At 43.8% G+C, this 25,818-nt stretch carries 23 protein-coding genes and 1 tRNA gene; 8 read left to right on the top strand and 16 right to left on the bottom strand.

Translation table 11 applies throughout. The features are described 5' to 3' along the window. Nucleotides 1-113: 113 nt before the first annotated feature. From JMX82_RS09295 to speB, 5 genes are all read right to left on the bottom strand, one after another. On the bottom strand, nt 114-1,640 hold the full coding sequence (locus tag JMX82_RS09295; protein ID WP_227676537.1) for an aldehyde dehydrogenase family protein: 1,527 nt from the start codon (nt 1,638-1,640) through the stop codon (nt 114-116). 181 nt (nt 1,641-1,821) lie between these two features. Further along, a complete protein-coding gene (locus JMX82_RS09290) occupies nt 1,822-3,228 on the bottom strand; it encodes a YjiH family protein (RefSeq protein ID WP_201540331.1) in 1,407 nt (468 codons plus the stop codon). Next, nucleotides 3,209-5,014 carry a D-lactate dehydrogenase gene (gene dld, locus JMX82_RS09285; RefSeq protein ID WP_201540330.1) on the bottom strand — a complete coding sequence of 602 codons (1,806 nt, stop codon included), beginning with the start codon at nt 5,012-5,014 and terminating at the stop codon, nt 3,209-3,211. The genes JMX82_RS09290 and dld overlap by 20 nt, the downstream gene beginning before the upstream one ends. 50 nt (nt 5,015-5,064) lie before the next feature. Then, complete coding sequence (locus JMX82_RS09280; RefSeq protein ID WP_201540329.1) at nt 5,065-6,789, bottom strand: 5-guanidino-2-oxopentanoate decarboxylase; 1,725 nt, start codon at nt 6,787-6,789, stop codon at nt 5,065-5,067. Between the two features lie 123 nt (nt 6,790-6,912). Then, nucleotides 6,913-7,881 carry an agmatinase gene (speB, locus tag JMX82_RS09275; protein ID WP_201540328.1) on the bottom strand — a complete coding sequence of 323 codons (969 nt, stop codon included), beginning with the start codon at nt 7,879-7,881 and terminating at the stop codon, nt 6,913-6,915. 233 nt (nt 7,882-8,114) lie between these two features. On the opposite strand from speB, the gene JMX82_RS09270 reads away from it, so the two are divergent. After that, nucleotides 8,115-9,014 (top strand): LysR family transcriptional regulator, encoded by a 900-nt coding sequence (locus tag JMX82_RS09270; protein WP_060491318.1) that lies wholly within the window; start codon nt 8,115-8,117, stop codon nt 9,012-9,014. 32 nt (nt 9,015-9,046) lie between these two features. Here JMX82_RS09270 and JMX82_RS09265 read toward each other — a convergent pair whose 3' ends face one another. The 3 genes from JMX82_RS09265 to JMX82_RS09255 form a co-directional block, all read right to left on the bottom strand. Further along, nucleotides 9,047-10,822, bottom strand: a complete 1,776-nt coding sequence (locus JMX82_RS09265) for a potassium/proton antiporter (RefSeq protein ID WP_201540327.1) — start codon at nt 10,820-10,822, stop codon at nt 9,047-9,049. A 214-nt stretch (nt 10,823-11,036) separates the two neighbouring features. Further along, nucleotides 11,037-11,372, bottom strand: coding sequence for a GlpM family protein (locus JMX82_RS09260; protein WP_227676529.1), 336 nt, complete (start codon nt 11,370-11,372; stop codon nt 11,037-11,039). A 193-nt stretch (nt 11,373-11,565) separates the two neighbouring features. Beyond that, nucleotides 11,566-13,236 carry an alpha-keto acid decarboxylase family protein gene (locus JMX82_RS09255; protein WP_201540326.1) on the bottom strand — a complete coding sequence of 557 codons (1,671 nt, stop codon included), beginning with the start codon at nt 13,234-13,236 and terminating at the stop codon, nt 11,566-11,568. A gap of 261 nt (nt 13,237-13,497) precedes the next feature. On the opposite strand from JMX82_RS09255, the gene JMX82_RS09250 reads away from it, so the two are divergent. Next, nucleotides 13,498-13,572 (top strand) — tRNA-Gly (locus tag JMX82_RS09250). 290 nt (nt 13,573-13,862) lie between these two features. Here the strand turns inward: JMX82_RS09250 and JMX82_RS09245 are convergent. The 6 genes from JMX82_RS09245 to JMX82_RS09220 all read right to left on the bottom strand — a co-directional run bounded on the left by JMX82_RS09245 (nt 13,863) and on the right by JMX82_RS09220 (nt 19,444). Further along, nucleotides 13,863-14,576 (bottom strand): DUF6977 family protein, encoded by a 714-nt coding sequence (locus tag JMX82_RS09245; protein ID WP_201540373.1) that lies wholly within the window; start codon nt 14,574-14,576, stop codon nt 13,863-13,865. A gap of 144 nt (nt 14,577-14,720) precedes the next feature. After that, the gene (locus JMX82_RS09240) at nt 14,721-15,461 is read right to left on the bottom strand and encodes a hypothetical protein (RefSeq protein WP_201540325.1); all 741 of its coding nucleotides are present in this window, start codon (nt 15,459-15,461) and stop codon (nt 14,721-14,723) included. A gap of 83 nt (nt 15,462-15,544) precedes the next feature. Next, complete coding sequence (locus tag JMX82_RS09235; protein WP_201540324.1) at nt 15,545-16,177, bottom strand: hypothetical protein; 633 nt, start codon at nt 16,175-16,177, stop codon at nt 15,545-15,547. A gap of 244 nt (nt 16,178-16,421) precedes the next feature. Then, entirely contained in the window at nt 16,422-17,006 is a 585-nt protein-coding gene (locus JMX82_RS09230) for an alpha/beta hydrolase (protein ID WP_201540323.1), read from the bottom strand. Between the two features lie 27 nt (nt 17,007-17,033). After that, a complete protein-coding gene (locus JMX82_RS09225) occupies nt 17,034-17,921 on the bottom strand; it encodes a hypothetical protein (RefSeq protein WP_201540322.1) in 888 nt (295 codons plus the stop codon). Between the two features lie 644 nt (nt 17,922-18,565). Further along, the gene (locus tag JMX82_RS09220; protein WP_087816195.1) at nt 18,566-19,444 is read right to left on the bottom strand and encodes a LysR family transcriptional regulator; all 879 of its coding nucleotides are present in this window, start codon (nt 19,442-19,444) and stop codon (nt 18,566-18,568) included. Nucleotides 19,445-19,534: 90 nt separating this feature from the next. Between JMX82_RS09220 and JMX82_RS09215 the strand changes: the two genes are divergently transcribed. Both JMX82_RS09215 and JMX82_RS09210 read left to right on the top strand, forming a co-directional pair. Beyond that, complete coding sequence (locus JMX82_RS09215) at nt 19,535-19,984, top strand: PACE efflux transporter (protein ID WP_201540321.1); 450 nt, start codon at nt 19,535-19,537, stop codon at nt 19,982-19,984. Between the two features lie 304 nt (nt 19,985-20,288). Beyond that, the gene (locus JMX82_RS09210) at nt 20,289-20,777 is read left to right on the top strand and encodes an META domain-containing protein (protein ID WP_201540320.1); all 489 of its coding nucleotides are present in this window, start codon (nt 20,289-20,291) and stop codon (nt 20,775-20,777) included. Nucleotides 20,778-20,988: 211 nt separating this feature from the next. Here the strand turns inward: JMX82_RS09210 and JMX82_RS09205 are convergent, their stop codons facing one another. Together JMX82_RS09205 and cynR are read right to left on the bottom strand one after the other, a co-directional pair. After that, a complete protein-coding gene (locus JMX82_RS09205; RefSeq protein WP_201540319.1) occupies nt 20,989-21,375 on the bottom strand; it encodes a DUF6122 family protein in 387 nt (128 codons plus the stop codon). A gap of 47 nt (nt 21,376-21,422) precedes the next feature. Further along, nucleotides 21,423-22,331, bottom strand: coding sequence for a transcriptional regulator CynR (cynR, locus tag JMX82_RS09200; protein ID WP_201540318.1), 909 nt, complete (start codon nt 22,329-22,331; stop codon nt 21,423-21,425). Between the two features lie 138 nt (nt 22,332-22,469). Between cynR and JMX82_RS09195 the strand changes: the two genes are divergently transcribed. The 4 genes from JMX82_RS09195 to JMX82_RS09180 all read left to right on the top strand — a co-directional run bounded on the left by JMX82_RS09195 (nt 22,470) and on the right by JMX82_RS09180 (nt 25,696). Then, nucleotides 22,470-23,132 (top strand): carbonic anhydrase, encoded by a 663-nt coding sequence (locus JMX82_RS09195; RefSeq protein ID WP_060491358.1) that lies wholly within the window; start codon nt 22,470-22,472, stop codon nt 23,130-23,132. Nucleotides 23,133-23,245: 113 nt separating this feature from the next. Next, nucleotides 23,246-23,716, top strand: a complete 471-nt coding sequence (gene cynS / locus JMX82_RS09190) for a cyanase (protein ID WP_060491359.1) — start codon at nt 23,246-23,248, stop codon at nt 23,714-23,716. Nucleotides 23,717-23,868: 152 nt separating this feature from the next. Further along, a complete protein-coding gene (locus JMX82_RS09185; RefSeq protein WP_201540317.1) occupies nt 23,869-25,080 on the top strand; it encodes a CynX/NimT family MFS transporter in 1,212 nt (403 codons plus the stop codon). Between the two features lie 55 nt (nt 25,081-25,135). Further along, nucleotides 25,136-25,696 carry a GlcG/HbpS family heme-binding protein gene (locus JMX82_RS09180; RefSeq protein WP_265089315.1) on the top strand — a complete coding sequence of 187 codons (561 nt, stop codon included), beginning with the start codon at nt 25,136-25,138 and terminating at the stop codon, nt 25,694-25,696. The last annotated feature ends 122 nt before the right edge of the window (nt 25,697-25,818 follow it).

Raw genomic sequence — 25,818 nt, 5'->3', positions numbered from 1 at the left:
TTTTATATCGAATGGCATTCTTAGTCCAGTAAAGTTAATTTACAAAGCAAATATCTTATTTAGCCATTGGTAACAATGTCAATGGCTAAATAAGATATGAAAGCGCCCAACGTTTAATGACTAAATAGCACATGCTTGCTTTTTTGATACGCAGACAAGCCATCTACGCCCAGCTCACGACCGATACCACTTTGCTTAAAGCCGCCCCACCCTGACTCTGGCAGTACAATTTGTTGTTCATTGATCCAGATATGACCTGCTTGAATCTGTAGCGCCATCTCTACGGCCGCCGTTTCATCAGCGCTGACAATGCTCGCGGCCAAAGCAAACTGGCTATCATTGGCTAAAGCAATCGCCTCTGCATGGTCGGTAAACGTTTGACTCACTAAGACCGGCCCAAAAACCTCTTCTGTCCATAATCGACTGGTCACTGGAACATTAGTATAAATGGTCGGCATCGCAAAATACCCTTGCCGATTTAAGACCTCACCACCTGTGAGACAAGTCAGGTTTTCGGCAGTCGCAATGTCGAAATATTTTTTTACCTGATTCAGTTGCTGCTCACTAACCAGTGGACCCATTTGCGTGTCAGTGTCAAAGCCATCACCAATTTGCAAATTTTCTGTCTTAACTTTTAATGTATCGAACAACGACTGAGCAATGCTTTCATGAACGAGCAGTCTTGAGGTGGCTGAACAGATCTGACCGGCATTGGTAAATATGCCACCGATGATTAAATCACAAGCGTGGTCGATATCAGCATCTGCACATACGACGATGGCTGACTTACCGCCCAGCTCTAGACTGATATCCTTGATACCTTTTGCCGCTTGGCTCATTACCTTTTCACCAACGGCGTTGCTACCAGTAAAAGAAATTTTGTCGATTAATGGATGGCAGGTCATGGCAGCGCCCACTTCAGCTGCACCCGGTAAAATATTAACGACTCCTTTCGGTAGTTTAATAGCAGACAATATATTGCCCAGCATCAACTCTGGCAATAATGTCACCTCGGAGGGCTTTAATAGCACCGTACAGCCTGCAGCCAATGCAGGAGCTAACTTCCAAGCAGTGGTCACCATTGGAAAATTCCACGGGACAATAAGGGCGCAAATACCAACAGGCGCATACGTTTTTAGCAAGCGTATGCTTGACTCGCTGGTAGATACCTCCGACCAAGTCGCTTGTTCTGTGATGAGATTGGCATAATAGCGATAGCAGGCAATGGCATCGCTCACGTCTATTTTTGCCTCTTCAATGGGCTTACCATTATTTAATACAGACAATCCCACCAATTTGTCAAACTGCTGCTCCATCGTCTCGGCAATGGCATTGAGATACGATGCGCGCTTGCTTACAGCGGTTTGCGACCAAGATGGATACGCCGCAGAAGCCGCATTGACTGCCAATTCTACCTGTACCTTGGTACACAATCGAGTGGTAGCGATGATTGTTCCCGAATTCGAATCATAACTTGAATCATGATTCGAATCATAGCTATCAGCGTCAGCAGTATCGGTAGCAGGCGCTTCAATAGTCATCCATTTGCCATCTATATAAGCTGCATTTAACATCACTTCATCGTGAACCGTTTGGATGGCGCTTTCTCTCGTTAAACTGTTAGCATTCGTCATTTCCATGATGGTCAATCACCTTATATGGTTTGATATAATTGTTGTTATACCTATTGTCTTTAATTGCATTTATAAGTGTTTCTATAAATCATTCGCTAAATAATCAGTTTATTCTTTAGTTAGATAAACCGATTATTTAGCACATTATCTCGTTATGCTAGAGGCTGGGTTAATATTGGCTACATGGCTAATAAAGTAGATGCGCCACTGAAGTAATCACCACCAAACTGATCAGAGTACGAAGAATAAAAATCATAAACAGCTCTAACACGTTAAGCTTGATGTTTGATTTCAAAATCAGCGCGCCCACTTCAGACATATAAATAATCTGAGTAATAGAACATGCACCAACGATGAATCTTGTCATCTCACTCTCAATACTTTTGCCGACCAAGGCTGGCAAATACATATCCGCAAAGCCCATAATCATCGCTGGAGCCGCCTCTGCTGCCTCTGGAATCTGTAACAAATCAAGCAGCGGTACCAACGGTGCAGACAACCATTTAAACACAGGCGTATATTCGGCTAAGCCCAGACCAATCGTACCAATTGCGAAAATCACGGGGATTAGCCCAAAATAGATATCGAATAAATTCTTTACACTACGTTTGAATACTTGACCCAGACTTGGCATTGAGTGCGCGCGCGTCACAGCACGATTGACTGCCCACTGGTAAGTTGTGTACTGAGCAGGAATCCCTTCATCGAGCATACTTTTGCCAGAATGATAGGTATCAGGCTTTAAGGAGAGTGGCGGTATACGCGGCATAATAATCGCAGCGATAAAGCCCGTCAAAGCAATGGTCAGATAAAAATAAACAAAGTTATCGTCCACGCCGATGGTTTTGGCGACGACATAAGTAAAAGCGATCGAAGTCACCGAAAAAGTCGTCGCGATAATCGCCGCTTCACGCTGGCTATAGTAGCTTTTATCATACTCCTGCATGGTCACCAGTAGACCGATAGAAGCCGCGCCAAACCAAGAGGACATCGCATCTACCGCTGAGCGTCCTGGCAACTTAAACAGCTTGACAAATATTTTGCTCGCCAGTGTGCCCAAAAACTCCATCAAACCAAAATCCGTCAAAAACGGTAACGATAAAATGGCGAAGAAAAACAAAGGAATCAAAATCGGAATCAAATCTTCGAAAATGACGCCGCCGGTATTACGATTAATAATAAATTCAGGGCCGACTTGCAGATAAATCATCCAGACAAACACCATCCCTAACAATCGGGCAGTGAGCCAAAACCAATCAACATCGAAGAGTTTTTTGACCATAGCGTCTTCATGCAGGTTGGGCTTTAACACCTTCACAGCCAGCGCCCCAAGAAAGGATGTCGTCACGATTGCCATTGCCACATAAACGACAGAACCGCCCAACAAAGCTTGCAAAGCGTCCGTTAACACACCCAATAAAATCGTAACCTTTCCGTCCCATTGAAACGGAATAATAAATAGTACAATGCCCAATGCTGAAAACAATAAAAACTTCCACATTGACGCACGCCACTGCTCTCCTTGCGGCGTTTCTGAATCGACAACATCGTTTCCTAATATTGGTTGCTGCGACTTATCGAGATAATTCGTCATTTAATTCCTCCTTGATGGGCGACGATCGCCAATTTTTCCATTTTGCTGTCTGACCAATGCCTGGATTTAGAGAATTGGTCGGATCTAGTTTTTTATAAAAAGTATGTAGTGCAGGTTTTGCGGTATAGACATGACCCACGTTGTGTTCAGCAGGGTACTCTATACGACGTCGATCATAAAACGCCAATAGCTCATCCTTGAATTTTTTTGCATCCACTTCAGGGTGTAGCAGATAATCTTGATGCATGACATGGCAAAAAAAATGTCCCAAATAAAAGGTTTTACTGACCTGCTTTTGTAAGTTAATAGGTAGCACTTCATCCCAATCTACGGCATTTCTTGGTAAGGCAATGTCGGTAGATAATAGCTCGCCAAACCTTGTGTGGTTAAGATTGTGATAACGGAACATGGCAGCAGTTGCCGCACTACGGAACACCAATAATGCTTGGGATTCTACTGCTGTACAGAGATGTACGACGCCTTGATGATGCTGCATATGAGACTGTAGAAATGCTTGGGCAGCGGCAATATGACCATGACTGCCGTTATCATTGCTATTATCATCGTTATTGCTATTCGCGACATTAATGATTAAATGATAACGATAGGAGCACGCCTGCTCAGCCAAAGAATTGGGTAATGACAGCGGCATAAACGTACTAGCTATTTGTAGCAGCCGATCTGGTAAAGTCTGAGGCAGTCGCCATTTATCCAAATAATAGCCAATCTTGGCTTGTAACCGATACAACGCTCCTATTTTACTGGCTGGCAGTTTTCGCATACTCAAACAAGTATCGCGACCATAGCGCATGGTAATATCGTTGTAATCTTGATGCATATATTCTGCCAAAATAGGCAGGTTTAGCTCGCTTTTTAACCACTGTTGCCTGAGTGTGGTCAAAGTATCGGCGTCATTGGTCGAGATATAAAACGTTTGCTCTTGAGTCGGTTTGGCAAATGTCGCGACTCGAACTGCGAAGACGATGACTTTGCCTGCTGAACCAGAGGCTTCATATAATCCGTTAGGGTCATTATTAAATCTAGCAGGTGTGTCTGCCTCGCAATCGCGCACCTTGTGTTGATAATGGTGGTTGGTACAGGACTTCCTGTTGGCACTCTCTGGATTTTTATTGAACGTGCCAGTTTGTAAGTTTCTAAGCACCTCTTCTGGATCTGCACCTAAATCAATGCCTAAGTGATTGATTAATTCAAACTCACCCATGGCATTACGTTTGGCAAATAGTGACATCTCGGTATACGCCAGACCACGCTGCACCAACATACCGCCAGAGCTGTTGCAAATACCGCCAATCACCGAAGCACCAACACAACTAGAGCCCAGCACTGAATGCGGCTCACGCCCTAATGGCGCAAGCTGAGACTCCAACTGCTGGAGGCTAGCCGCTGGCAAAGCAACCAGCTCTGCTGCATCATTGAGCAGATGAACACCGCCCAATCGTTGCGTAGAAATCACAACGACTGGTCGATCGTACTCTCCGTACGGTGTCGAGCCTCCGGTCAACCCTGTGTTAGCAGCCTGTGCAATAACAATCACATCAGCCGCCGCACAGAGATTAATGACGCGCCATAGTGCCACAAGAGAGTCTGGTATCACAACTGCCGCGACAGCATCCGTGATAGAAGCAATCGCCCCTTGTGTATACGACTGCTGCTGGCTGGGTTTGGTCAATACATTGGTCGCGCCAACAATCGCGGATAAATCCGTTAATAAGCTTGCCAGCGAGGTGCTCAAGCGACCAGACGAGCGGTTAGCATGTGGCATCATAGACGTTCTTCCTTGAGCGACCAGCCTTTATTATATTTGACGTATTAACATTAGCTAAAGCAGGTAAACGTTTTACCCATTTCAATCAAAAAATCATCAGCTTCATCAACTTCATAAATGATGGGTTGCTTACCCTTGATATCTTCTTTTAAAGCATCGAGCAATTGCTGTTTGGCTGTGATTCTACGATAACCTGCACCAAATCCTGCTGCCAGCGGCTCAAAGTTCGGCGTCTTAATATTAACCCCGATTAGTGGCAATCCACCCTCTTCCATATAACGACGAATCTCGCCATAGCCTTGGTTGTTCCACAGCAGCACAATCAATGGCAGTTCAAGCTCGGCGGCGCAGATAAGTTCTGCAATCGTAAACTGAATACCGCCGTCGCCAATCAAGCTGACCACTGGACTGTTGGAACCAATCATGGCGCCAATGGCAGCAGGCAAACCATAACCTAACGTGCCAAATCCAGTCGATGAATTAAACCATCGACGCGTCGCCAATGCCTCAAAACCAAGATTGCCGCTATAGACAGGCTGCGTTGAATCACCAACGAAGATGACGTCTTTTACTTCATCTCGAATCAATTGAAGTAGCGCATTTTGCCCAGCAAAGTCTGGTGTCATTCCTGCTAATAGCGCTTGTTTTGCCTCATTTACTCGTGATACCGCTTGATTATTTAACACCTGACCCTTTAAACGACTACATAGACCACTTACCGCCATTTGCGCATCGGACAATACTGCGATATCGGCTCTAAAAGGACGCTGTAATTGCTGAGCATCACAGTCAATGCGAATCAGCATACCGTTGATTTTGAACTGGCCGTTAAAGAACACATCATAATCAGTTTCACCCAGCTCAGTACCAATCGCCAATACCCAATCAGCCTCAGCAATAACGGCGCGACCTGCCTCTAATGACTGATTGCTACCCAAACTTAATGGGTGGCTAGGTGGCAGCAAACCTTTGGCATTGATGGTCAAAAACGTCGGTGCATCGATAAGCTCTGCTAGAGTCTGCGCGTCATGATCGACATCGACGCAGCCACCACCATAAAGTATCACTGGATTTTTTGCCGCTTTTAGAGATTCAACGATCAAATCTAATTGCGCAGGATTGGGCAGCGGTCTCATTACTTGAGGTAACGTTAAACCATGTGCATCAGTTGAATTTTTTACAAAGTTATTTAAATAATCAGAAGGCTTTGCGACATGGCTGGCATCGGCGGTAATCACATCAATGGGTAACTGGATATGCACTGGCCCCGGACGTGCGCCATTAAATAATGCAAACGCTTCAGCGATGACCTTGGGTAACGATTCAGGCTGCCAAATAGTTTTGCTCGTGAGTGCAACCTTACTGACCATGCCTTGCTGATCGTGCAATTCATGCAAGTGCCCTTCACCGCTGCCCGTATCTGCCACTTTATTAACACTAGAAATCACTAGCATCGGGATGGAGTCTGCCAACGCCTGCGCCATGGCCGTCATGATGTTCGTCATACCGGGACCTGTAATAATAAAGCAAACCCCCACTTTACCAGACGCGCGGTAATAGCCATCAGCCATAAACCCCGCACCTTGCTCGTGACGCGGTGTCACGTGGCGAATTTTGGTGTTTGGCAGACCACGATATAGCTCGACCGTATGCACACCCGGAATACCAAATACGGTCTCTACCCCATAATACTCTAGCCACTGTACGAGCAACTCACCACATGTCAGAGACGGCGTGGCGGGTGCTGAAGAAGATGTTTGAAGCGTTTGCGTCATGAGTTAATCATCCTAAAAAGTTCAATCGCGTTTAAATAAGTTGTTCAGTGTTAAACCCAAGCTGCCCTTTAATCCCTTATAAAAAGCAGCTTGATAAAAGCAGTTTGCGATTATAAATCATTCTTAATACACCGCCTTTACCTTATCGTCATAGCGCACACCCGGTAAGATACATAGCATCTCAAACAGTAAGTTTGCCGCCAATACAGAGGTGTTACCAAAGGGGTCGTAAGGAGGAGACACTTCTACTAAATCGCCACCAACCACATCAAGTCCGCGCATACCGCGAATGATTTCAATCGCTTGCGTTGAGGTCAAGCCACCGATTTCAGCAGTGCCCGTACCCGGTGCAAAAGCAGGATCAATTCCATCGATATCGAAACTTAAATAGACGGGGCCATCACCGAGCTTTTCGCGTACTTCTGCCATCAATGGTGTCAGCGACTTGTACCAGCATTCCTCAGCAGGCACCACACGAAATCCTTGCTGGGTTGACCAATCAAACTCTTCGGCGCTATAACCTGTACCACGTAAGCCAATCTGTACCACGCGGTTGCCATCGATTAAGTTCTCTTCGACAGCGCGGCGGAACGGTGTACCATGAGCAATTTTTTCGCCAAACATCTCATCGTTGATATCTGCATGCGCATCGATATGCACCATGCCGACAGGGCCGTGTTTTTTGGCAAGCGCACGTAAGATAGGCAAGGCAATGGTATGATCGCCGCCCAAAGTCAATGGAATAGCACTATGATTCACGATTTTATCAGTATAGAATTTTTCGATGATATCAATGCTTTTTAGCAAGTTGAAAGTATTGATAGGCACGTCGCCGATATCAGCAACTTGTAAAGATTCAAAAGGCGCTGCACGAGTGGCGACATTATAGGGACGAATCATGCGTGATTCATCACGAATTTGTCGTGGACCCAATCTCGCACCGCTACGGTTTGACGCACCAATATCTAAAGGCACACCCACAAACGCCACATCTAACCCTTCTGCATCAGCTTGAGTTGGCAAGCGCATCATAGAAGCAAAGCCGCCAAATCTTGGCATATCGTTGCCGCTTAATGGTTGATTGAATTTCATAAATCACATCCTTGTTTCAGTTTGTTTAAAATAGGCAATTTTTTATATGCTTTGACAATACCTAAATATTTGAAGTCAGACCATGGTAAAATTTAGAAGTAAACTTCTGGTTTTTCGTAGTAATTTAGATTTAACCGTTATTATCAGAAGTTTGATATAAATTTGATGTTAGAAAAGTGATAAATAGAAGATTCATTTTGATAGACATCATAGCTACTGAGGAATAATGACCGATGCTAGATGAATTGATAAAAATAGACATCAAAACCTTGCGTAGTTTCATGGCGATTGTAGAGTGTCAGGGCGTGACAGCCGCACAGTCTCGCTTAAATGTGACGACCTCTGTCATTAGTGGTCATTTGACCCATTTAGAGGATCGCTTAGGCATGACGCTTTGTCATCGCGGACGCGCGGGTTTTAAGCTGACAGAAGATGGCGCAGCGGTTTATGAAGCCTGTTTGAGTTTTACTGAAGCGGTTGCCAGTTTTCAGCATCAACTGCACTATATTCGCCAATTGGATTCGGTGCGTGGCGGTCATATCCGACTGTGTCTCATTGACCAGATGCCGACGTTTTTTTATGATGCCTTGCGCCAATGCTTGGCTGCTAGCTATCGTGACAATCCCCTTATTCACTTTTCTATCGATGTGCAAAGCCCTGAAAGCATGCTAGAGAAGCTGCTAAGCAACGAGAGTGATATTGGTGTGGGATATTTTGGCAGTTTTCCACCACTACTAACTTTTCAGCCAGCCTTTATTGAAAAGCAGGTGGTCTGCTGTGGACGCGAGCATCGATTGTTTTATGAATCAGAAGGGTTAACTTTTGAGGATTTGGAACAAAACTATCCATGGATAAAACGAGGCTATATTACCGATTTGAGTATCAATCATGTCCGCCCAAAAACCTTGAGTGCCACTACCTATCATATGGAGGCAACCGCGCAGCTCATTCTGGCGGGTCATCATGTTGGTTACTTGCCTAATGATTTAGCCAAGCGTTATGAAGAAATGGGGCTGATGAAAATATTACTGCCCAATGAGGCCAGTTACGAGGTCAAGCATCATTGGGCTTATCGAGAAAACTTACACAAACAAGTCGCCGAGTTCTTAAGTCAAATGACGCGTCTTTTGTGAATAATAACGGCAAATAGCTACCCTGCTGTTAATCACTCTAGATGCTTTAAACCAATCGTTCTAAGCTTTCCTTTGTCATCCACCTCTTTTATGACCAACGACCATTCGTCATTGATGTCGACCGTATCACCCGATACTGGCTTTATCTCTAAGCTGTCATTAATATATTCAGCGACCGTTTGATCCCACATACTTTTGGCGCTGTCCTCAGATTTGGATTTGAGTTTATCGACAAGCGACTCAGACGCCATAATACCGGTAAAAAACGGCAAATCTCCAAGCTTCACGCTTGGAGATAGCAGCCAATCGCCATAAAAATCATCCATGGCTTTATGGTCAAGGGTCGTATCATTGAAAATCTTAGCAATTTGGGTGGCGTGGTTCCCTGTCATCGCATACCACACCCTATCACCGCATTTGAGCTTGGTGTTTTCATCAACAATGATAATATGCTGCCTGCGTACCAAGGCAAAGACACTGATTTCATCAGGGCTTATGCGCTTAGAGATGGCCATTGGATGACGATCAATCGCAAATGCCCCTGACTTTACTTCAAACTCATATAAAGTAATGCTTGCTTTGTCAGATACCCAAACCTCATGCTCTTCTTCTGGGTCTTTGTTACTAGGAATACGCACTTTGAATAAATTTGCCATAAAAGGAATGGTCGTGCCTTGTAAAATCAAAGACAAAACCACCACGCCAAAAGCAATATCAAACAACATAAAAGCGCCATCTATTCCCGCCATCACCGGTAATATGGCAAGCGTAATAGGAACCGCGCCGCGCAGACCTACCCAAGAAATAAAGCCGATTTCTCTGTCTTTAAATTTAAAAGGTTTCACACTGGTATAGACCGCAATAGGACGGGCAATAAAGATCATAAAAGCAGCAATCGCGACGGAGTAATACCAAACATCGATCACATGCGATGGCGTCACCAATAACCCTAGTACCACAAACAATACCGCTTGTGACAACCACGCAAAGCTATCCATCACCCGCATCACATGCTCAGTTGAGCGCACTTTATGGTTGCCAATTAGCACACCAGTGAGATAAATTGCCAGAAATCCACTGCCGCCAATCAGATTAGTCGCGGCAAAAACTGCCAAGCCCGCAGACATGATCAAAATGGCATACATACCCTCTGCCAAGTGTATTTTTGGTAATAGCCTTGCCAATAAATAACCAAACAGTAAGCCCATGCCCAAACCAAAGCCAAGTTGCTGTAATAACAGCCCTAAAAAGCCTAGTATTGTCTGTCCAGCGGGATCAACATTTAAAGCGATTAATCCTGTCACCAGCAAAATAGCCAAAGGATCGTTCGCGCCCGATTCTAGCTCCAATGTAGCCTGTACACGATCGTTAAGTTTGACGCCGCCATTACGCAATAGCGAAAACACCGCTGCTGCATCGGTTGAACCGACAATGGCCGCCATCAATAAACCAAGTCGCCAATCAACATCGAGTAGCCAAGTGACGAATATACCCAGTATCATTACCGTCGCAAGTACGCCCCAAGTGGCTAAGGTAATAGCAGGCTTGAGACCCACTCGAAATGACTTAAAAGACGTGCGTAGCCCACCATCTAACAGGATACAAGCAAGAGCCGCCTGCCCAACGAAATTAGCAAGCCCGTATTGGGCAAACTCGATACCTAAAATGCCATCTTCGCCAGCCAACATCCCTACGATCAAAAACAACAGCAATAGCGGAACGCCTAAGCGCGCCGATAACGTACTTGCCATAATACTGGCGAAAATTAACAATGCCCCTACGAGATAGATGATATTTAAGGTATCCATCTTTTTTTAAGCCCTATTTTTATAAATTGTAATGAATGGAGTTATCGCGATCATTCTAGTTTTAGTTTGCTACAGGTCACACCATAAAATCGCTCTTAAGCATAACATCTACGACCGAATCTATAAAAACTATCTGTAGAAATATGTACCGAATTTTATATATACCTTTGATGTATTGCTCTTTGACAGAGTTTACGTTTTTTTCTAACCGCAACTAAGCCTGAATGTACTGCCATGTAAGGACCAAAATCGCTGCGGCTATTGTCCAAGCGACAACGCCGAACAGTAATGCCTTATATAAGCTGACGTAACCGATGCTAAAAAACACCACAAAGGTATAAATAAGGTGCGGTATGACACCGAGCATACTAAATATTAATGCGACTTTTAAATCAGCGGGGCTACGCTCAGTACCAACAATAAAGTGACTGATTAACGTAAATGTGGGGAACAGTGGCGCGAGTGCTGCCAAATAAAAAAATCTGGTTTGCGCGAATAATTGAATCGCCAATACCATTAGAGCACCAATAAGCATTTTTAACCAAATCACGACGGGGTCATCTCCTATGGAATGATAAGGGCTGGAAATAGCCCAATCCACCATGATACTAAAGTCTGCAAACCGACATAAGAGCCATCGCTGATTAATTAATCTATATGATAAAAAAGTGCAAAAAACCCCATCTAGCAATGGTGCTAAATGGGGCTGTTCATTTTTATGAAACGAGTTTTTTATTACTCACTCAATCATTTTTTGGCTTCAGTGCGGCACTGATATCGGCGAGTAGTGGCGGGATATCATGCTTATCAGCGATGACCTCCAACATAACCAATTTGTCTTTTACAGCCGCTGCTTGCGTAAGAGCTGCTTTTAACTCGCCTGCTGTTTCTGCTTTTAGCAGCAGACTATTATCATCGGTGGCACCAAAAGCTTTTGGCATCATCTGCCAGTTACACTTAGGAATGTCATTATAGCGCTGGTTTTCACCATGAATCGCCCGCTCCACGGTATAGCCATCATTATTAATCAGTACAATCACTGGATTGATATGCTCTTGAATCATCACCGCGATTTCTTGAATGGTCAATAATGCTGAGCCATCACCAATCAATAAGACACTGCGCTTGTTTGGCGATGCAATAGCCGCACCCAAACTTGCTGGTAACGTATAACCAATCGAACCCCACATTGGTTGTCCATAACAAGTCACGCCTTCTGGTAAACGCACATCACTGATTCCAAAATACGCCGTTCCCTGTTCTGCAAACACCAAATTATTATGATCTAGATGATCGGCAATGATATGCCATAGATCATCTTGAAGAATAGCCTCATCGTCCTTACCCTGCTGCTCATGCGGCTTGACTTCTTTACAGAACTGCTTTGGTACAATATTAATATCTGAGGTCAAGACTTCATGTAGCGTTTTTAGGGCGTCTTTTAGAGCAATGGGCGCAAAGTTTTTGCCAGCAATGCTCGCGCGCTCATAATGCAAATCAACCACTGTATTTTCATCAATATCTTGGCTAAAACCTGCCGTCGTGGTATCGGTATATTGCACACCGATTTTTATTAAGCACTCACAGTTTTCGACTGCATCCTTGACCACGGGACGTGATGCCACGCCAGCATAAGTCCCTGCCCAGCGCTCACTATTCTCGTCAAGCAAAGTTTTGCCCCACGATAAAGTCGTATAAGGAATATCTGTATCGGCAATCAATGCCTTAAGCTGATTTTGCAGCCCTAAACGATGCACCATCAAATCTGCCATCAGCGTCGTGGTTTTGTTTGGCAGAAACTCTATGAGCGCTTGTTTAAAATCTGCCAATGCTGCTTGACTGGTGATGTCTTCTTGGCTATCAACAAGCTTTGTAGTCGGTGGATAAATAGGTTGACGAGCAACGTCAGGCGATAGTAACAGATATCCTGGGCGATGTTTTTTAAGAATCAGACGAATCACACGGTCGATTTCTGAGGCAGCATTTTCAGGAGTAAGCTGCGCTCGTGCTACCGTGACCGGCTCTACCATTTTAATAAAATGATTGAACACGCCATCACCAAGTGAGTGATGGATGCGGCGCTTCGAATCTTGTAGAGCCGTACTTGGCGCGCCCACGATATGAAGCACTGGTGCATACTCAGCAAAAGAGCCTGCGGTCGCGTTAATCGCTGACAATTCTCCCACTCCAAAGGTCGTCACCATCGCCGCAAAGCCGCGCTCACGTGCATAGCCGTCCGCTGCGTAACCTGCATTTAACTCATTGTTGTTACCCACCCAGCGCAGCTTATCAGAGGCAATAATATTGTCTAAAAAAGTTAAGTTGAAATCACCAGGTACGCCAAATATCTCTGATGCGCCTGCTTCTGCGACACGATCAAACAAATAATCAGCGATGGTATATTGTTGACTCATAGTACTTATCCTTAAGTGTTATCTTTATAAATCATGAAAATGATTAATATGGTTAAAGTCATTATAAAACTGTATTCCAGCCTATTTATAGAAAGCAAAGCTTTTGGAATATAGATTACAACAATCTGTTATATCACAGATGAAGGCTAGGATAATATGCCAATTTACTATCTTTTACTTTTTTTCATACTAACTGTTGACACGTTCAAAAAACTGCGTATAATACGCCTTCATCAACTGACGATAGTTAATTGATAATTAGCGGGAATAGCTCAGTGGTAGAGCATAACCTTGCCAAGGTTGGGGTCGAGAGTTCGAATCTCTTTTCCCGCTCCAAATACTTAAAAAGCCTCACTTAACAGTGAGGCTTTTTTTTGTCCAATTTTTTAGAATTATAGTCATACTTAGGGCGTGTCCTCAATTCAATCGATAGTTATCTAAATGGGTTAAAAATGATAAGCGTTCTGTTGAAATATATAACACTAAAATCAATCAGACTAAGGTGCTTGATTTTTTAGGCATGAAAAAGCCAAGACAAGCTTGGCTATTCTCATATATCATAAAGTCACTTGGTTAGCATAAGTTTATCTTGATAATTTTTACTACATAAATTACCGCTCTAACGATCAAACCCAACCCGCTTCCAAAAGCTGCTCAGTATTACTTATTTTGAATTCATGATATAAATTAAAAAATACTGCGGGGTCTTCAATGTTATCGAGCAACTCGCGTTTATTGAGCGCCACAAACATCGCCAGTGCATAAGCCGCACAATGGATAGACTTTTTAGGATTAAACTCACGATCCGTAAAGGCTTGATATTGCATAACTTCTTCATGCAAATGCGGGTTTTGCTTTAGGGCATTCACATAGAGCCAATCATAAAATGTGGTCAATGGCTCTACGCTCCACTCCATGCCAAAATAATTATAGCCAATCAGTTCACCCGAGGTCATTAAGCGCTCGTCCTTTCTGGCTTGTCTTGGCGGCGCACTTAACAAGTCAGTATAGGGACCACCATCCTCAAAAACCATACTGCTTTGAAAGGCATTTTCGACACTGTACTGCTGCCCATCTTGTTCATTTATTAGCTTCAAGCTCAATGGACTCAGCGGAAAACTCAATTTATTGCCAGACTTGCTCGATAGCTCAAGGACATGACTAAAGCCATACTTTTTGCGAATGACTTGATGCATATCATTGATGGATTTTTTCTTCTGGCGACTGGCAAATCCCACATGCCGCTCAAATCTAACCATGTCTGTTTTTACCAGATTGTCACTGTTGGTTCTCGGCATAAATACGGGTCTGTGTTCTACAGCATCTTGTCTTTGATCCACAGAATTCTGTGTTTGTTGCATAGCAATGTGCCTTATATCAATAGTCTTTTATAGCTGATCTTATATAAATATTCTTTTACAACGGCTCTTATAAAAATTGACGTTAAAACGTGTTGTTCTGACATCAATTTTACGGATAGCTACCTACTCAGCCGCATCTAATAACTTGTTAAGCGCCTCTACCATGGCATCATCTATGATACTGTCTTCCACATAGCTTATTACTTCGTCTATGGTGGTCAAATCCATTTCCCGAATACCCAAACTCGCTAGCTGCTCATTGATCGAGTCTAAACTGTCATTATCTTCAGTGTCGTCTAATAGATTTTCTTCGAAGCGTCCTCTAACGAACCAATACATTTTTTCTAGCACGGTTTCTTTTTTGGTTAAAGTAGAATAACCGTCACCATAAATAAACAAGTTGAAATGATAAGGTATCTCTACCTCATTAATGAAAAAAGTACGCTTACATTCTAGTGTATAAGCTTGAATATCTTTGTCTTCAACGGATAGGTCTTCAGTGGCTTGGTCATCTTTATTGTTTTCATCACTGTCTTCATCGTATTCAATCGCTTCCTCTATCAATCCACCTAGTATTTGATAGTCGCCTACTTTGACCTTATGATTGTAAATGATAGAGGCGTCTGCGATTGCGTCGAAGATAATGGCACTGACATCTAACGTATGATCGTCAATATCATAGAAACTTTTTAGCGCGGGTAGAAACTCAGTCAGCTTTTCTTCAGGTACTGGAATAAGAAACTGCTGCTCATATATTTTAATCATATCTTCAGGCGCATAGGTATTGGCAGTGTTGGTCTCGTTTCTACCAGTTGGTTGCAAAGGTGCAAAATTATACGGGTTATAAAGATTAGTATCGGTCATTGGGGACGGCCTTTTTATTTGGGTATGCTGTGTTAAATGTTAACGCTACCAATTGATGAGTGATGTATCACATCCTACTCACACTACGGCAGATCATATTCGATGCTACCAACCACCTCATGACGCTGTCCAATGATAAGTTGATAACCGTTAATCACGCCATTATACGGCAAGTGACCGTTATATTCTGCATAATGCGCAGCCAGACATTGTTGAATCACCAACTCACGCTTTGCAACATTCATTTTGGCAATATTTCGCGGTAAATACGCAACAGCTTTACTGCTAGCCACGCCGCGCGACATCCAGTTAGCGCCCTCACTCCATGTAAAGTCGATGACAGCTCGCAAGTGATATTGCGGTAGCGGATAAGGATAATGCGCCAAGTCATATTGGATTTGCGCAATATCCTCTGCAAAGGTGTCATACTTTATATCGAGCACGGATAATAGTGCTTTTAAGAATTCATGAGCAGTAAAGTAACTATCAATATCTGTCGCATTAAGTCCTAGTATGTCGCTAGACAATACATGACGCAGACGATTACAGGCAGATATGATGTGTTTTGGCGGATAACCCATGGCTTGGACAATATCTTGCGAACGTCGTTCACATTTCTCTATTTGGCTAACCGCCTCTTTTGCCAAAGGATGCCGCGGCGTATAACGATGAGTATATTTGAAAGGCGTGAGATTTTGGCTATTGATATTAGACATCAGTGACTCCTGAACTCCGACAACAATAAATAAAATAAGCCCAAATAGGCAAGTCAAATCAGGCATGGGTAGCCTTGTCGGAGTACAGGCTCATGCGCTTTACCAGAATGGTTTTATATCGTGCTGGAAGTTGCAATGTTTGCTAAGTGATTATTGAAAAACTTGGCAAACCGTTAAACCCACGATAGTTTTTTAGTTCTTTATAATAGTAATTAATAAGGCCTTACTGCAAGGCTGATGGTATTTAATCTTCACCATGATATGTCGCGTCATCCATCCAGACAATGGGGTCTTCGCACAGATGAACCAAGTGATACCAAATATCTTCGCTACGGGCGATACGGTGATGACCACGCTCAAAATACTCTACTTCCCAGCTCTCAGGTAAGTTGACCAACGTACGTCTGGCGACGGCGACATCTAAGCATTCATCATCAACCTCAACCATGACTCTTACCATCTCAGTATTCGAGGTCGGAAATGACAGTTTCATATCAGCCACGTCTGGTATGCGATCGGCTAAAACCTCACTGGGATAAATGCTAGGTGCTATTAATAGCGCACGCAAATTGTATTTGTGGGCAAAATGATTGGCAAACCAGCCACCCAGTGAATGCCCTGCCAAGACCACTCGCGGATACTGCTTCATTTTTTCTAAAATTAACGCCTCATAAATATCGAAAATCTCGTTGAAATTATCTCGATAATTGACGGTTTGGCAGGTTTTGGGCTCACGGCTAATACAGGTATATTTAGTGGTTTCATTGCTTGAATCAAGACCGTGAAAGAATAGTAAAAACGTGTCGTTATTTTCAATAGGAAACATCATGGCTTTTTCCTTTTATCATTGTGTCTTTTATTTATTAGCATTACTTTTATAATTCAACCATAGACCATAAATGCGCTCAGCGACATCCATAGGAATCCTCGTATATCCAGCACCAAATGACACGTCATAGACAGCTGTCATCATCGCGAGAACCTCATCTACGCTATCGGCATCACCTTGAATCAGACGATTAGCGATTTGCTCTGCCTCACTGCTGTACTCATCCCAAGTATCATTGTAATAACATCCCACAATACCAAAGTCATAGCGATAGATCATATCGGTGATAGACCTCATCAAGCTTGCACGCGCCTTATCATAATGATTGATCCACTCTTGGTATAACTGCTGACGTATGGGCAATACGCAAGGTAAAATAGGACGATCTTTGGGATCATTCAATTTATCGGCACTCACAACAGATAAGGGTTTGGCGCCACCTTCCCATAGCAAGGGACAAGACGAAAACATACCTTTTTCGCACACATTCAAGCGCCATATTCCCCACATCTCCTTGCTAGCACGACTCATGGTATACACAATAATCTGATTGAGATAATCACTATCATAGATGATATGTTGACGATCAATTCTCACGCCTTGCTTGGGCAATACATCAGTATAAGTGAGGGATATGTCACGTTCACTTGGTTCGGCAGCAACCACTACCTCAGGATAATCTAAATCTCTCTTCATCAGCTCATAGGGAGCAACAAAGCTCAATGTCTCATCGCTATTATTCACAAAGTAGATATCATCTTCATAGTTATCGATAGACTCGTTATGCAGATAAAACAACGGTATCTTTGGTTTAGTTTGTACCTTATCTTGAATGGATTTAGGCAGTTTTGATCCACTTGACCAATTTAAATTATCGATACGTTTTTGCTCAAAAGTGTTAGTTGTGTTTGTCATAATATTGTCCTTATTTTTTAATTTATTTTAAATATCAGTAGCTTGTAGTATTTTTAATTTTGGGTGATTCTCAGAGCAAATTTAAGTCAGCCGAGCTTGTCCGCCGCTTTTAGAGCAACGTTAAAAAGTAAAATGAGTGTTTCAATGATGATTTTAGAAGTTATTTAAACTTATTTTTAACAATATGAAATCTGTGCCATCATCGATATGACAGCTATAATTTATGAGTAGATTGGGTTTAGTTGATTAGAAAAATAATGATTAATGCCAGCCAGAGTATTGATAGTTAACAGCAATAGCGAAGTTATAGGGTGAAGCGTTGCGCCTCGAGGGTTAACTCTATGTTGCTGTTTTCCTGACTGAATAACGTCCTAACTCAGTAACTATAATATAAAAATTGAGAAAGATAAAGCGTCTAATTAAAGCGGGCGACAACTGCTGTCGCTCAGCGGTATCGAATACTTAAGTTAAAAACATAATTTGGATTGAAGCAGAGTATAACTTGACCACTAAAGCACTTATATTAAAAACCGTTTAAATTTATAACCTACTCAAACTTATAGGCGAGATTATAAATCTTATAGATAGTACACCCGCAATAAATGGACGACCATTTGAAACTTGCTATTATTGACCGCTTAATATCACTTATTTAGCGCAATCGCAGCCGACTTCAACCAAGCAGCCGCTTTACCTAGAGGACGCTGCTTGTGCCATACAATTTCTAAAGCCACTGGCCAATCATGATCGTTAAAGTCCAATATTGGCTCGACTAAAAAACCATTATCCAATGCACTGGCTACCACATGTTCAGGCACGAATGCCCAGCCTAAATTGCGCTGTACCAGCTCAACGATAACCCACTGGCTCTCGACCCACCAGACATCAGATGCTATTCGCAACCGTGCTTTTTCTTCGCTATGATTGCGTGTTGCCACCATCAATTGCCGATAGCGTTTCAACTCCTCCCACCCTACTGGCTGACGAGCTAGCTCATGGTTGGGCGCGCACACCATTTTCATCGACACCCAACCAAGCCCATGAAAATTCAGCGCTGAAGGTAGTATCTCTTGACGCCACATAATGCCTAAATCGGCGCGATCTTCTAGCACCAAGCGGCTGACATCTTCCATCAACGGAAACAATAGCTCCAGCTCCACACTAGGAAATCGGCGCGAGAACTCTTCCATCAAGCCGCCTAGCGTTGCTTCGGGATACAGCTCATCAACCGCCAGTACCAATCGACTCTCTACTCCTTCGCCCAGACTTTTGGCCACCCCGCGAAAATGCTCACAACGCTCTAATATCACTCGCGCCTCTACCAGTAAGCGCTCTCCAGCTGGCGTTAGGACTGGATAGCGTCCACTGCGGACAAATAAGCTGTTGTCCAAATCAATTTCTAAATTTGATACCGCCGTGCTAATAGCAGACTGCGCCTTGCCTAGATAACGGGCGGCGGCTGAGAAAGAACCGGTCTCTACCGTGGCGACAAAGGCTTGCAGTTGCTCTAATGAAAGGCTCATCTATCTAAAAATCCTATAGGTTCTAACTTGGTTATAATAGTTTAACAGATACAATAGGCGCGAAAATAACTGATTCAACTAGGAAGCTTCATGCGCACCGTGAAAGATCGTATTCGTCATACCTTGGGTTTTGAGATAATAGGTTTAATTATATTTGTACCGTTGGCAAGCTGGTTATTTGGCTTTGATATTCAGTCGATAGGTCTTATCGCCCTGGCTGCTTCGATTATCGCGACGTTGTGGAACTATTTTTACAACCTGTTATTTGACCACAGCATGCTGAAGCTACGCGGCAATGTACATAAGACGGTTCCACTACGGATGTTGCATGCGTTTTTATTTGAAGGTGGTCTACTGTTATTATTCCTACCAATAATTGCGTGGCACTTAGGCATCAGCCTTTGGCAAGCCTTTCTCATGGATATTACAATGGCTACTTTCTACTTGGTACATGCTTTTGTTTATAACTGGATTTATGACAATGTGTTTCCTATTCCAGCAAACCATCTGCTATCTCAACGTAATGATGTGATCGCCTAATAGCAATGAGCCGTGCTAAAGATTTATAGTCAATCCTATATAAATCAGATACGGTGTCAGGCTCGCTTAGTCTACTATTTGTAGTACTTTCGCTTGCCTTCCTTGTATCCAAATTATATTGAACCGACTATATCAACATAAAAACAACTTGGTATTTGAATGGTTACTGGCGCTTGTATCGCTATCATTGCTTTGTAATAATGCCTGCATCTGCTAGTGTCTCATGTCAGTTATTGGGGCAGCGAGCACAATAATTTTGAGATAAATGTCTCTATATAATAATTGAAGCAATAAAGGACTTTATATGAAAAATATGACCAAGGTAATGATGGTAAGCGTTTTAGCAGTGGGAACATTGGCAGCAGGTTGTCAAACCACATCTACGCCAAGTGCACCCGTTACCCAGCCTATTACCTCGGATGCCTTGCAAGCCTATCATTGGCAACTCGTGGATGCCAAAAACACCAAGGGCGAGACCATTACTCCATTATTCTTTAATCCAACCGAACCATTAACCCTCGATTTTGTGACGGCGAATGGGAGCAATATCGTTACTTTGATGAATACTTGTAACAATATGAGTGCTGAATATAAGGTAGCAAATGGCGAGGTAACCTTGGGTCCCGTCAGAAGCACAAGAATGGCTTGCCCTGCCCCACAAGCCAGCTTTGATAGTGCCGCACTAGCAACCGTAAATGGTAAATATAGCATGAGCAAAAATGCCAATAACGTGCCTGTCTTGACCATTACCAATGCGAACCAAGTAGCGAATTTTAAAGCGGTTGCTAAATAGTTATTGCCGTATAGAGTGCTAAACTAGCCACTCAATAAAAAAGCCTCACTATTAATAAGTGAGGCTTTTTTTGTCTATATTTATTGTCTGAATACTGAATTTAGGCTTAGCGCAGAACTAAATCCTCAGTAAATAATCCGATTCTTTAGAAAATATAGTGTGCCCATAATAAATACGGAATTAATGAGCATGCGATGAAAAGTCAAAAATACTACTTAAACCTATTTGCTAGCCATATGACCAGCTCACGAGCTGGCGCATTATCCAACGCTTGGGGGATTTGGGCATACGTCATAACACAGTCATTCAGATCCGTCAGCATATGCAACAGTAAGCCCAAACCTATGACTCTGTATGGCTTAGGCAGCACTAACATAGCCGCATATACTGCCATTGCATAATAACTGTGCAGCGGGTGAAAGTTAATACTACAGCGATTGGGCGAGAAAATAGGCGTTGCTAGCAGATGATCCAAATCAACCAGCATAGTGGCGAGCAGTATCAGATAAACTTTTTTATAATCATTGCGGAAAAACACATAAGCCACAATTAAAGGCATGCCGAAGTGAAAAAAATAGTGAATTAAGGTTTGCGTCATTGACCTTTTGCCTGTCTCATCGTGACCGTTCGTTTTTTGAGTTTATTCTATTTGAAAAACAGTGCATTAGATTCAACCGTGTTCGAACAGACCTCATGTGCCAACGCAACAAATGCCTTGGTAGCAGCGCTCTGATACGCACCTTTTCGTTGTAGTAATACCGCTGTACGCTGGAGCAAAGACGGCGCTAAGGTAATCGCCACCAGCTCATCATAATTATGAGCGATGTTGGAAGGTAATAAGGTGGTCAGTTGGGTATGGCGAACCATTTCGATCACTGCGCTTAGCGAGTTTGCCTCCATCAGTACGTTTGGCGCAATGTCATGCTGGCGACAATAATGCTCAATCTGTTCGCGCGTGGCAAATTCGCGGCTCAGCAATACAAGTGACTGCGCGTGTAGCGTTGGCAAGTCAATCGCCATTTGCTTAGCAAGAGGGTTATGTTTACTAACAACCAGTGCGAGCGTCTCTATCAGCAAGGTTTGTGTATCGATATCGGCAGACTGCACATCTTCAAAAGCAATACCCACATCAAACTCATCATCGAGTATTTGCTTTTCCATCTGCTCCTGTGACATCTCCTGCACGCTTAGCGTGAGACTCGGATAACGAGTATGAAACGCTTTGATTAAAGGTCCAAGCAAATACGTGGTAAAAGTAGGCGTAATCGCAATCCGCAACGCACCGCGACTGAGATCCTGCACATCGTGAATGGCGCGCCGTCCTTCCTCCAAATCCTGCAAGGCTCTATGGGCATAGCACGCATAGACGTCACCGGCATCGGTCAATGTGACACGGCGACCAGAGCGATCAAATAAAGTCGCACCTAGACCTTCTTCCAACTGCTTAATCTGCTGCGATAACGCTGGCTGTGAGACGTACAAAGACGCTGCTGCTTGGGTAAAGCTTTGGTACTCTGCCACTGCCAAAAAATACTTAATGTGCCGAAGAATCATGGGTCATCTCGTGTGGATTAGGGATTGATCAAGGTTTGGTCATAAGTAATTATTATCGACATCATAATATACGAGTATTTTACCTTATAACGATAGCGGCGTATCATTCCTTTCATCAACTACACAGAGACCAACGCGATGAAAGATATTATTGAAGGTTTTCTAAAATTTCACAGTGACGCCTATCCTAAGCGCGCCGATTTATTCAAAAATTTGGCGACCAAACAAAACCCGCGCACACTGTTTATTTCTTGTTCAGACAGCCGCTTAGTGCCTGAGCTCGTTACTCAACACGAACCCGGTGGTCTATTCGTAATTCGCAATGCTGGCAACATTGTGCCTTCTTATGGTCCTGAGCCTGGTGGTGTATCGGCGTCAGTTGAGTACGCCGTTACCGCCTTAAAAGTCACGGATGTGGTGATTTGCGGGCACTCAGACTGCGGCGCGATGACTGCAATTGCCAACTGCACCTGCATGGATCATATGCCAGCGGTAGGCAGCTGGCTACGCTACGCTGACTCAGCACGGGTGGTCAATGAAGCCCGTGAACATGACAGTGATAGCGAGCGGGTCGCCTCTATGGTTCGTGAAAATGTCATCGCTCAAATCGAAAATATCAAAACCCATCCTTCGATACGTTTGGCGCTAAGAGAAAATCGTTTGGCACTACATGGCTGGGTTTACGATATCGAGTCCGGTGATATCGATGCCTTAGATGGCGTGACCAATGAATTTGTCTCATTGGCCACGCACACTGAGGTTCGCGCTTATCCGATATCGCCACTGGCAGTCGCCGTTTAGCGTTACATAACTGTCATTATCAATGACTATGCATAATCAGAAAATCAATTAACCCAAATGATTCATAAGCATCATTAACCCAATAACCACCACCAACCTCAAAAGGTATTATTATGATTCAGTCTCAAGTAAGCAACACCGCACGTCAAACATTAACGGACACCATCATTGCTGCCAAAGCGGCAAAGAACCTGTCATTTGAGCAAATCGCTTCAGGAACAGGCTTGAGTGATGTCTTTGTCACTGCCGCTTTGCTAGGTCAGCATCCGCTACCTGCTGATGCCGCCCAAAAAGTTGGTGAAACTTTAGGACTTGATGAGGACGCCATCGCGTTACTACAATGTATTCCATCACGAGGCAGCGTTGGTAGTGAGATTCCTACTGATCCGACAATCTACCGTTTTTATGAGATGATGCAGGTATATGGCACCACGCTAAAAGCCTTGGTTCATGAGCAATTTGGTGATGGTATCATCAGTGCCATTAATTTCAAAATGGATATCAAAAAAGTGGCTGATCCTGAAGGTGGTGACCGCGCAGTGATTACTCTAGATGGTAAGTTCCTACCGTTCAAACCTTTTTAAATGATGCATTAAATAGCAGTTTAATCAGCGGTTTGTAAAAATAGTACTTATTGAAAAAGTCGACGTTCGGCATATAGTGACGTCGGCTTTTTTGGCGACTCAGGCAGTGATTTTTTGGTACTGCCTTTCTTAATACGGATTTTATATTATTCATGAGTACCGATCATATCTCTTCCACGGTGCGTTCGTCGATACTGACCTTGTTATTTCCTATGATGGTGATTGCTGGGTTGGCGATGACGCTGCGCCCAACGATCACTTCTACTGGTCCGTTGCTGACAGAAATTCGCCTAAGCACAGCGATGGGTTTGCAGGCCGCCTCTTTATTGGTGGTGCTGCCGATGCTGTGTATGGGTATATTTCCGCTACTGTTGCCTTGGATTGGGCGACGATTTAGTGAAAGCGCGTGGATCACAGGCGGTCTGTTTGCGATTGCCTTCGCGGGTGTATGGCGCTTGTGGTTAGATACTGGAGGGACGCTGATAGCCAGTGCCTTAGTAGGCGGCACAGGTATCGCCATCGTGCAAGCAATGGCACCTGGTGTGGTCAAGCGTTGGTATCCTGCACGCGTACCACTTGCTATGGGCGTTTACTCTGCTGCACTGATGACTGGTGGCGGGGTTGCCGCTATCTTGAGTCCGGTGGTCGCTCAACATTACGACAGTTGGCAATCCGGTTTGGGTATTTGGCTGGTAGTGCCAGTTTTTGCCCTCGTACTGTGGTGGCGGCGCCCCTCTGAGCAGATGGAAAATCGAGACGACGGGGTAAAAATCAACTTTTTTGGCAATCGCCGTGCTTGGCTGCTAGCAAGTTATTTTGGTCTGGCAAACGCTGGATACGCTTGTATGATTGCATGGTTGCCAAGCTATGCGCAGACTTTGGGCTGGAGCGCGCAAAATAGTGGCGAGCTGATCGGTATCATGACGATTTTTCAGGTCATTGGTGCGCTGGTTATTCCAATGTTGTCCGCCCATCGCCCCGACCGCCGACCTTGGTTGTTTTTTGCCGTAGGTATACAAATCGCTGGATTTATAGGTTTGATTACCATGCCGACAGCTTTGCTCATCTTGTGGATTGCCTTGATTGGCTGTGGTCTTGGTGCCTGCTTTTCATTGACACTGACCGTCGCGTTAGATCATTTGTCCAAACCTAAACTCGCTGGGGCACTGGCAGCATTTGTCCAAGGCATCGGCTTTATTATTACCGCCATCGCGCCTTATATGGCAGGTGTGCTACGCGAGTCGACTGGCAGTTTTCAAGCGGTTTGGTGGATGCTATTGATCAGCCTTATCGGTATGCTGTTTGTCACCATCAAGTTTGCTCCAGCAAGTTATCATCAGGCAATTAACTTGTCTAAGCTTTGATTCAGGCGTATTGAATCACGTCATGCGATATTCAAAACAACCTCAAGGATTAACTATGAAAGGACTGATTATGAAAAAACTCGTTATCTATGCCGCGCTTACAAATTCACTGTTGTCCATCTCCGCGTGTGCCAACACCTCACACTCACAGTATCAAGTACAAGTGATCAAACCAAACGTAATAACCCAAGGAGCAGAGATGGCAACCATTCCATTATTGACTGGCGAGATGGCACAAAACATAGTGAATGCTGCCGCATTAGAAGCCAAAAGCAATAATTTGATGGTGTCTGTCACCGTCGTTGACGCCTCCGGACAAACCTTAGCAGTGCTCAGAGATCACCGCGCAGGCGTGCATACCGTGCGTGCCAGTTATAAAAAAGCCTATACCGCAAACTCACAAAAAAGAGAAACGGCGGTCATCGCCAAAGGCATCAAAGACGGCACGATTCCTGAAGACCTACGCTATCTGGATGAAAACATCCTTATCTTAGATGGCGGCGTACCCATTTATATCGATGGTATCGTAGTTGGTGGTATCGGGGTGGGCGGCGCACATGGCAGCGAAGATGTACACATCGCCAAAGCAGGTCTAAAAGCATTAGAGCAGCATTAGAGTGGGCTAAAATTTCAAGACAAATATTCCACACATTATGCTGTTCGAAAATTGATAAGCCTGTCTGTCCTTATATTTATCGTTACTTCTATGAAAGAAGAAGGAGAGAAATCATGTAATGA

It is taken from the genome of Psychrobacter sp. 1044 (genome assembly GCF_904846525.1).
Lineage (GTDB): Bacteria > Pseudomonadota > Gammaproteobacteria > Pseudomonadales > Moraxellaceae > Psychrobacter.
Note: the sequence above shows the minus strand (reverse complement) of the source record. Positions and strands in the feature narration are given on the sequence as shown.

What these genes read in the sequence shown, in the direction of transcription:
- JMX82_RS09230 (WP_201540323.1), bottom strand. Translation starts at nt 17,006, where the DNA reads ATGATGTTTCCTATTGAAAATAACGACACGTTTTTACTATTCTTTCAC.
- JMX82_RS09295 (WP_227676537.1), bottom strand. Translation starts at nt 1,640, where the DNA reads ATGGAAATGACGAATGCTAACAGTTTAACGAGAGAAAGCGCCATCCAA.
- cynS (WP_060491359.1), top strand. Translation starts at nt 23,246, where the DNA reads ATGATTCAGTCTCAAGTAAGCAACACCGCACGTCAAACATTAACGGAC.
- JMX82_RS09290 (WP_201540331.1), bottom strand. Translation starts at nt 3,228, where the DNA reads ATGACGAATTATCTCGATAAGTCGCAGCAACCAATATTAGGAAACGAT.
- JMX82_RS09240 (WP_201540325.1), bottom strand. Translation starts at nt 15,461, where the DNA reads ATGACCGATACTAATCTTTATAACCCGTATAATTTTGCACCTTTGCAA.
- JMX82_RS09220 (WP_087816195.1), bottom strand. Translation starts at nt 19,444, where the DNA reads ATGAGCCTTTCATTAGAGCAACTGCAAGCCTTTGTCGCCACGGTAGAG.
- dld (WP_201540330.1), bottom strand. Translation starts at nt 5,014, where the DNA reads ATGATGCCACATGCTAACCGCTCGTCTGGTCGCTTGAGCACCTCGCTG.
- JMX82_RS09205 (WP_201540319.1), bottom strand. Translation starts at nt 21,375, where the DNA reads ATGACGCAAACCTTAATTCACTATTTTTTTCACTTCGGCATGCCTTTA.
- speB (WP_201540328.1), bottom strand. Translation starts at nt 7,881, where the DNA reads ATGAAATTCAATCAACCATTAAGCGGCAACGATATGCCAAGATTTGGC.
- cynR (WP_201540318.1), bottom strand. Translation starts at nt 22,331, where the DNA reads ATGATTCTTCGGCACATTAAGTATTTTTTGGCAGTGGCAGAGTACCAA.
- JMX82_RS09225 (WP_201540322.1), bottom strand. Translation starts at nt 17,921, where the DNA reads ATGACAAACACAACTAACACTTTTGAGCAAAAACGTATCGATAATTTA.
- JMX82_RS09195 (WP_060491358.1), top strand. Translation starts at nt 22,470, where the DNA reads ATGAAAGATATTATTGAAGGTTTTCTAAAATTTCACAGTGACGCCTAT.
- JMX82_RS09180 (WP_265089315.1), top strand. Translation starts at nt 25,136, where the DNA reads ATGAAAGGACTGATTATGAAAAAACTCGTTATCTATGCCGCGCTTACA.
- JMX82_RS09185 (WP_201540317.1), top strand. Translation starts at nt 23,869, where the DNA reads ATGAGTACCGATCATATCTCTTCCACGGTGCGTTCGTCGATACTGACC.
- JMX82_RS09255 (WP_201540326.1), bottom strand. Translation starts at nt 13,236, where the DNA reads ATGAGTCAACAATATACCATCGCTGATTATTTGTTTGATCGTGTCGCA.
- JMX82_RS09215 (WP_201540321.1), top strand. Translation starts at nt 19,535, where the DNA reads ATGCGCACCGTGAAAGATCGTATTCGTCATACCTTGGGTTTTGAGATA.
- JMX82_RS09280 (WP_201540329.1), bottom strand. Translation starts at nt 6,789, where the DNA reads ATGACGCAAACGCTTCAAACATCTTCTTCAGCACCCGCCACGCCGTCT.
- JMX82_RS09265 (WP_201540327.1), bottom strand. Translation starts at nt 10,822, where the DNA reads ATGGATACCTTAAATATCATCTATCTCGTAGGGGCATTGTTAATTTTC.
- JMX82_RS09210 (WP_201540320.1), top strand. Translation starts at nt 20,289, where the DNA reads ATGAAAAATATGACCAAGGTAATGATGGTAAGCGTTTTAGCAGTGGGA.
- JMX82_RS09270 (WP_060491318.1), top strand. Translation starts at nt 8,115, where the DNA reads ATGCTAGATGAATTGATAAAAATAGACATCAAAACCTTGCGTAGTTTC.
- JMX82_RS09235 (WP_201540324.1), bottom strand. Translation starts at nt 16,177, where the DNA reads ATGTCTAATATCAATAGCCAAAATCTCACGCCTTTCAAATATACTCAT.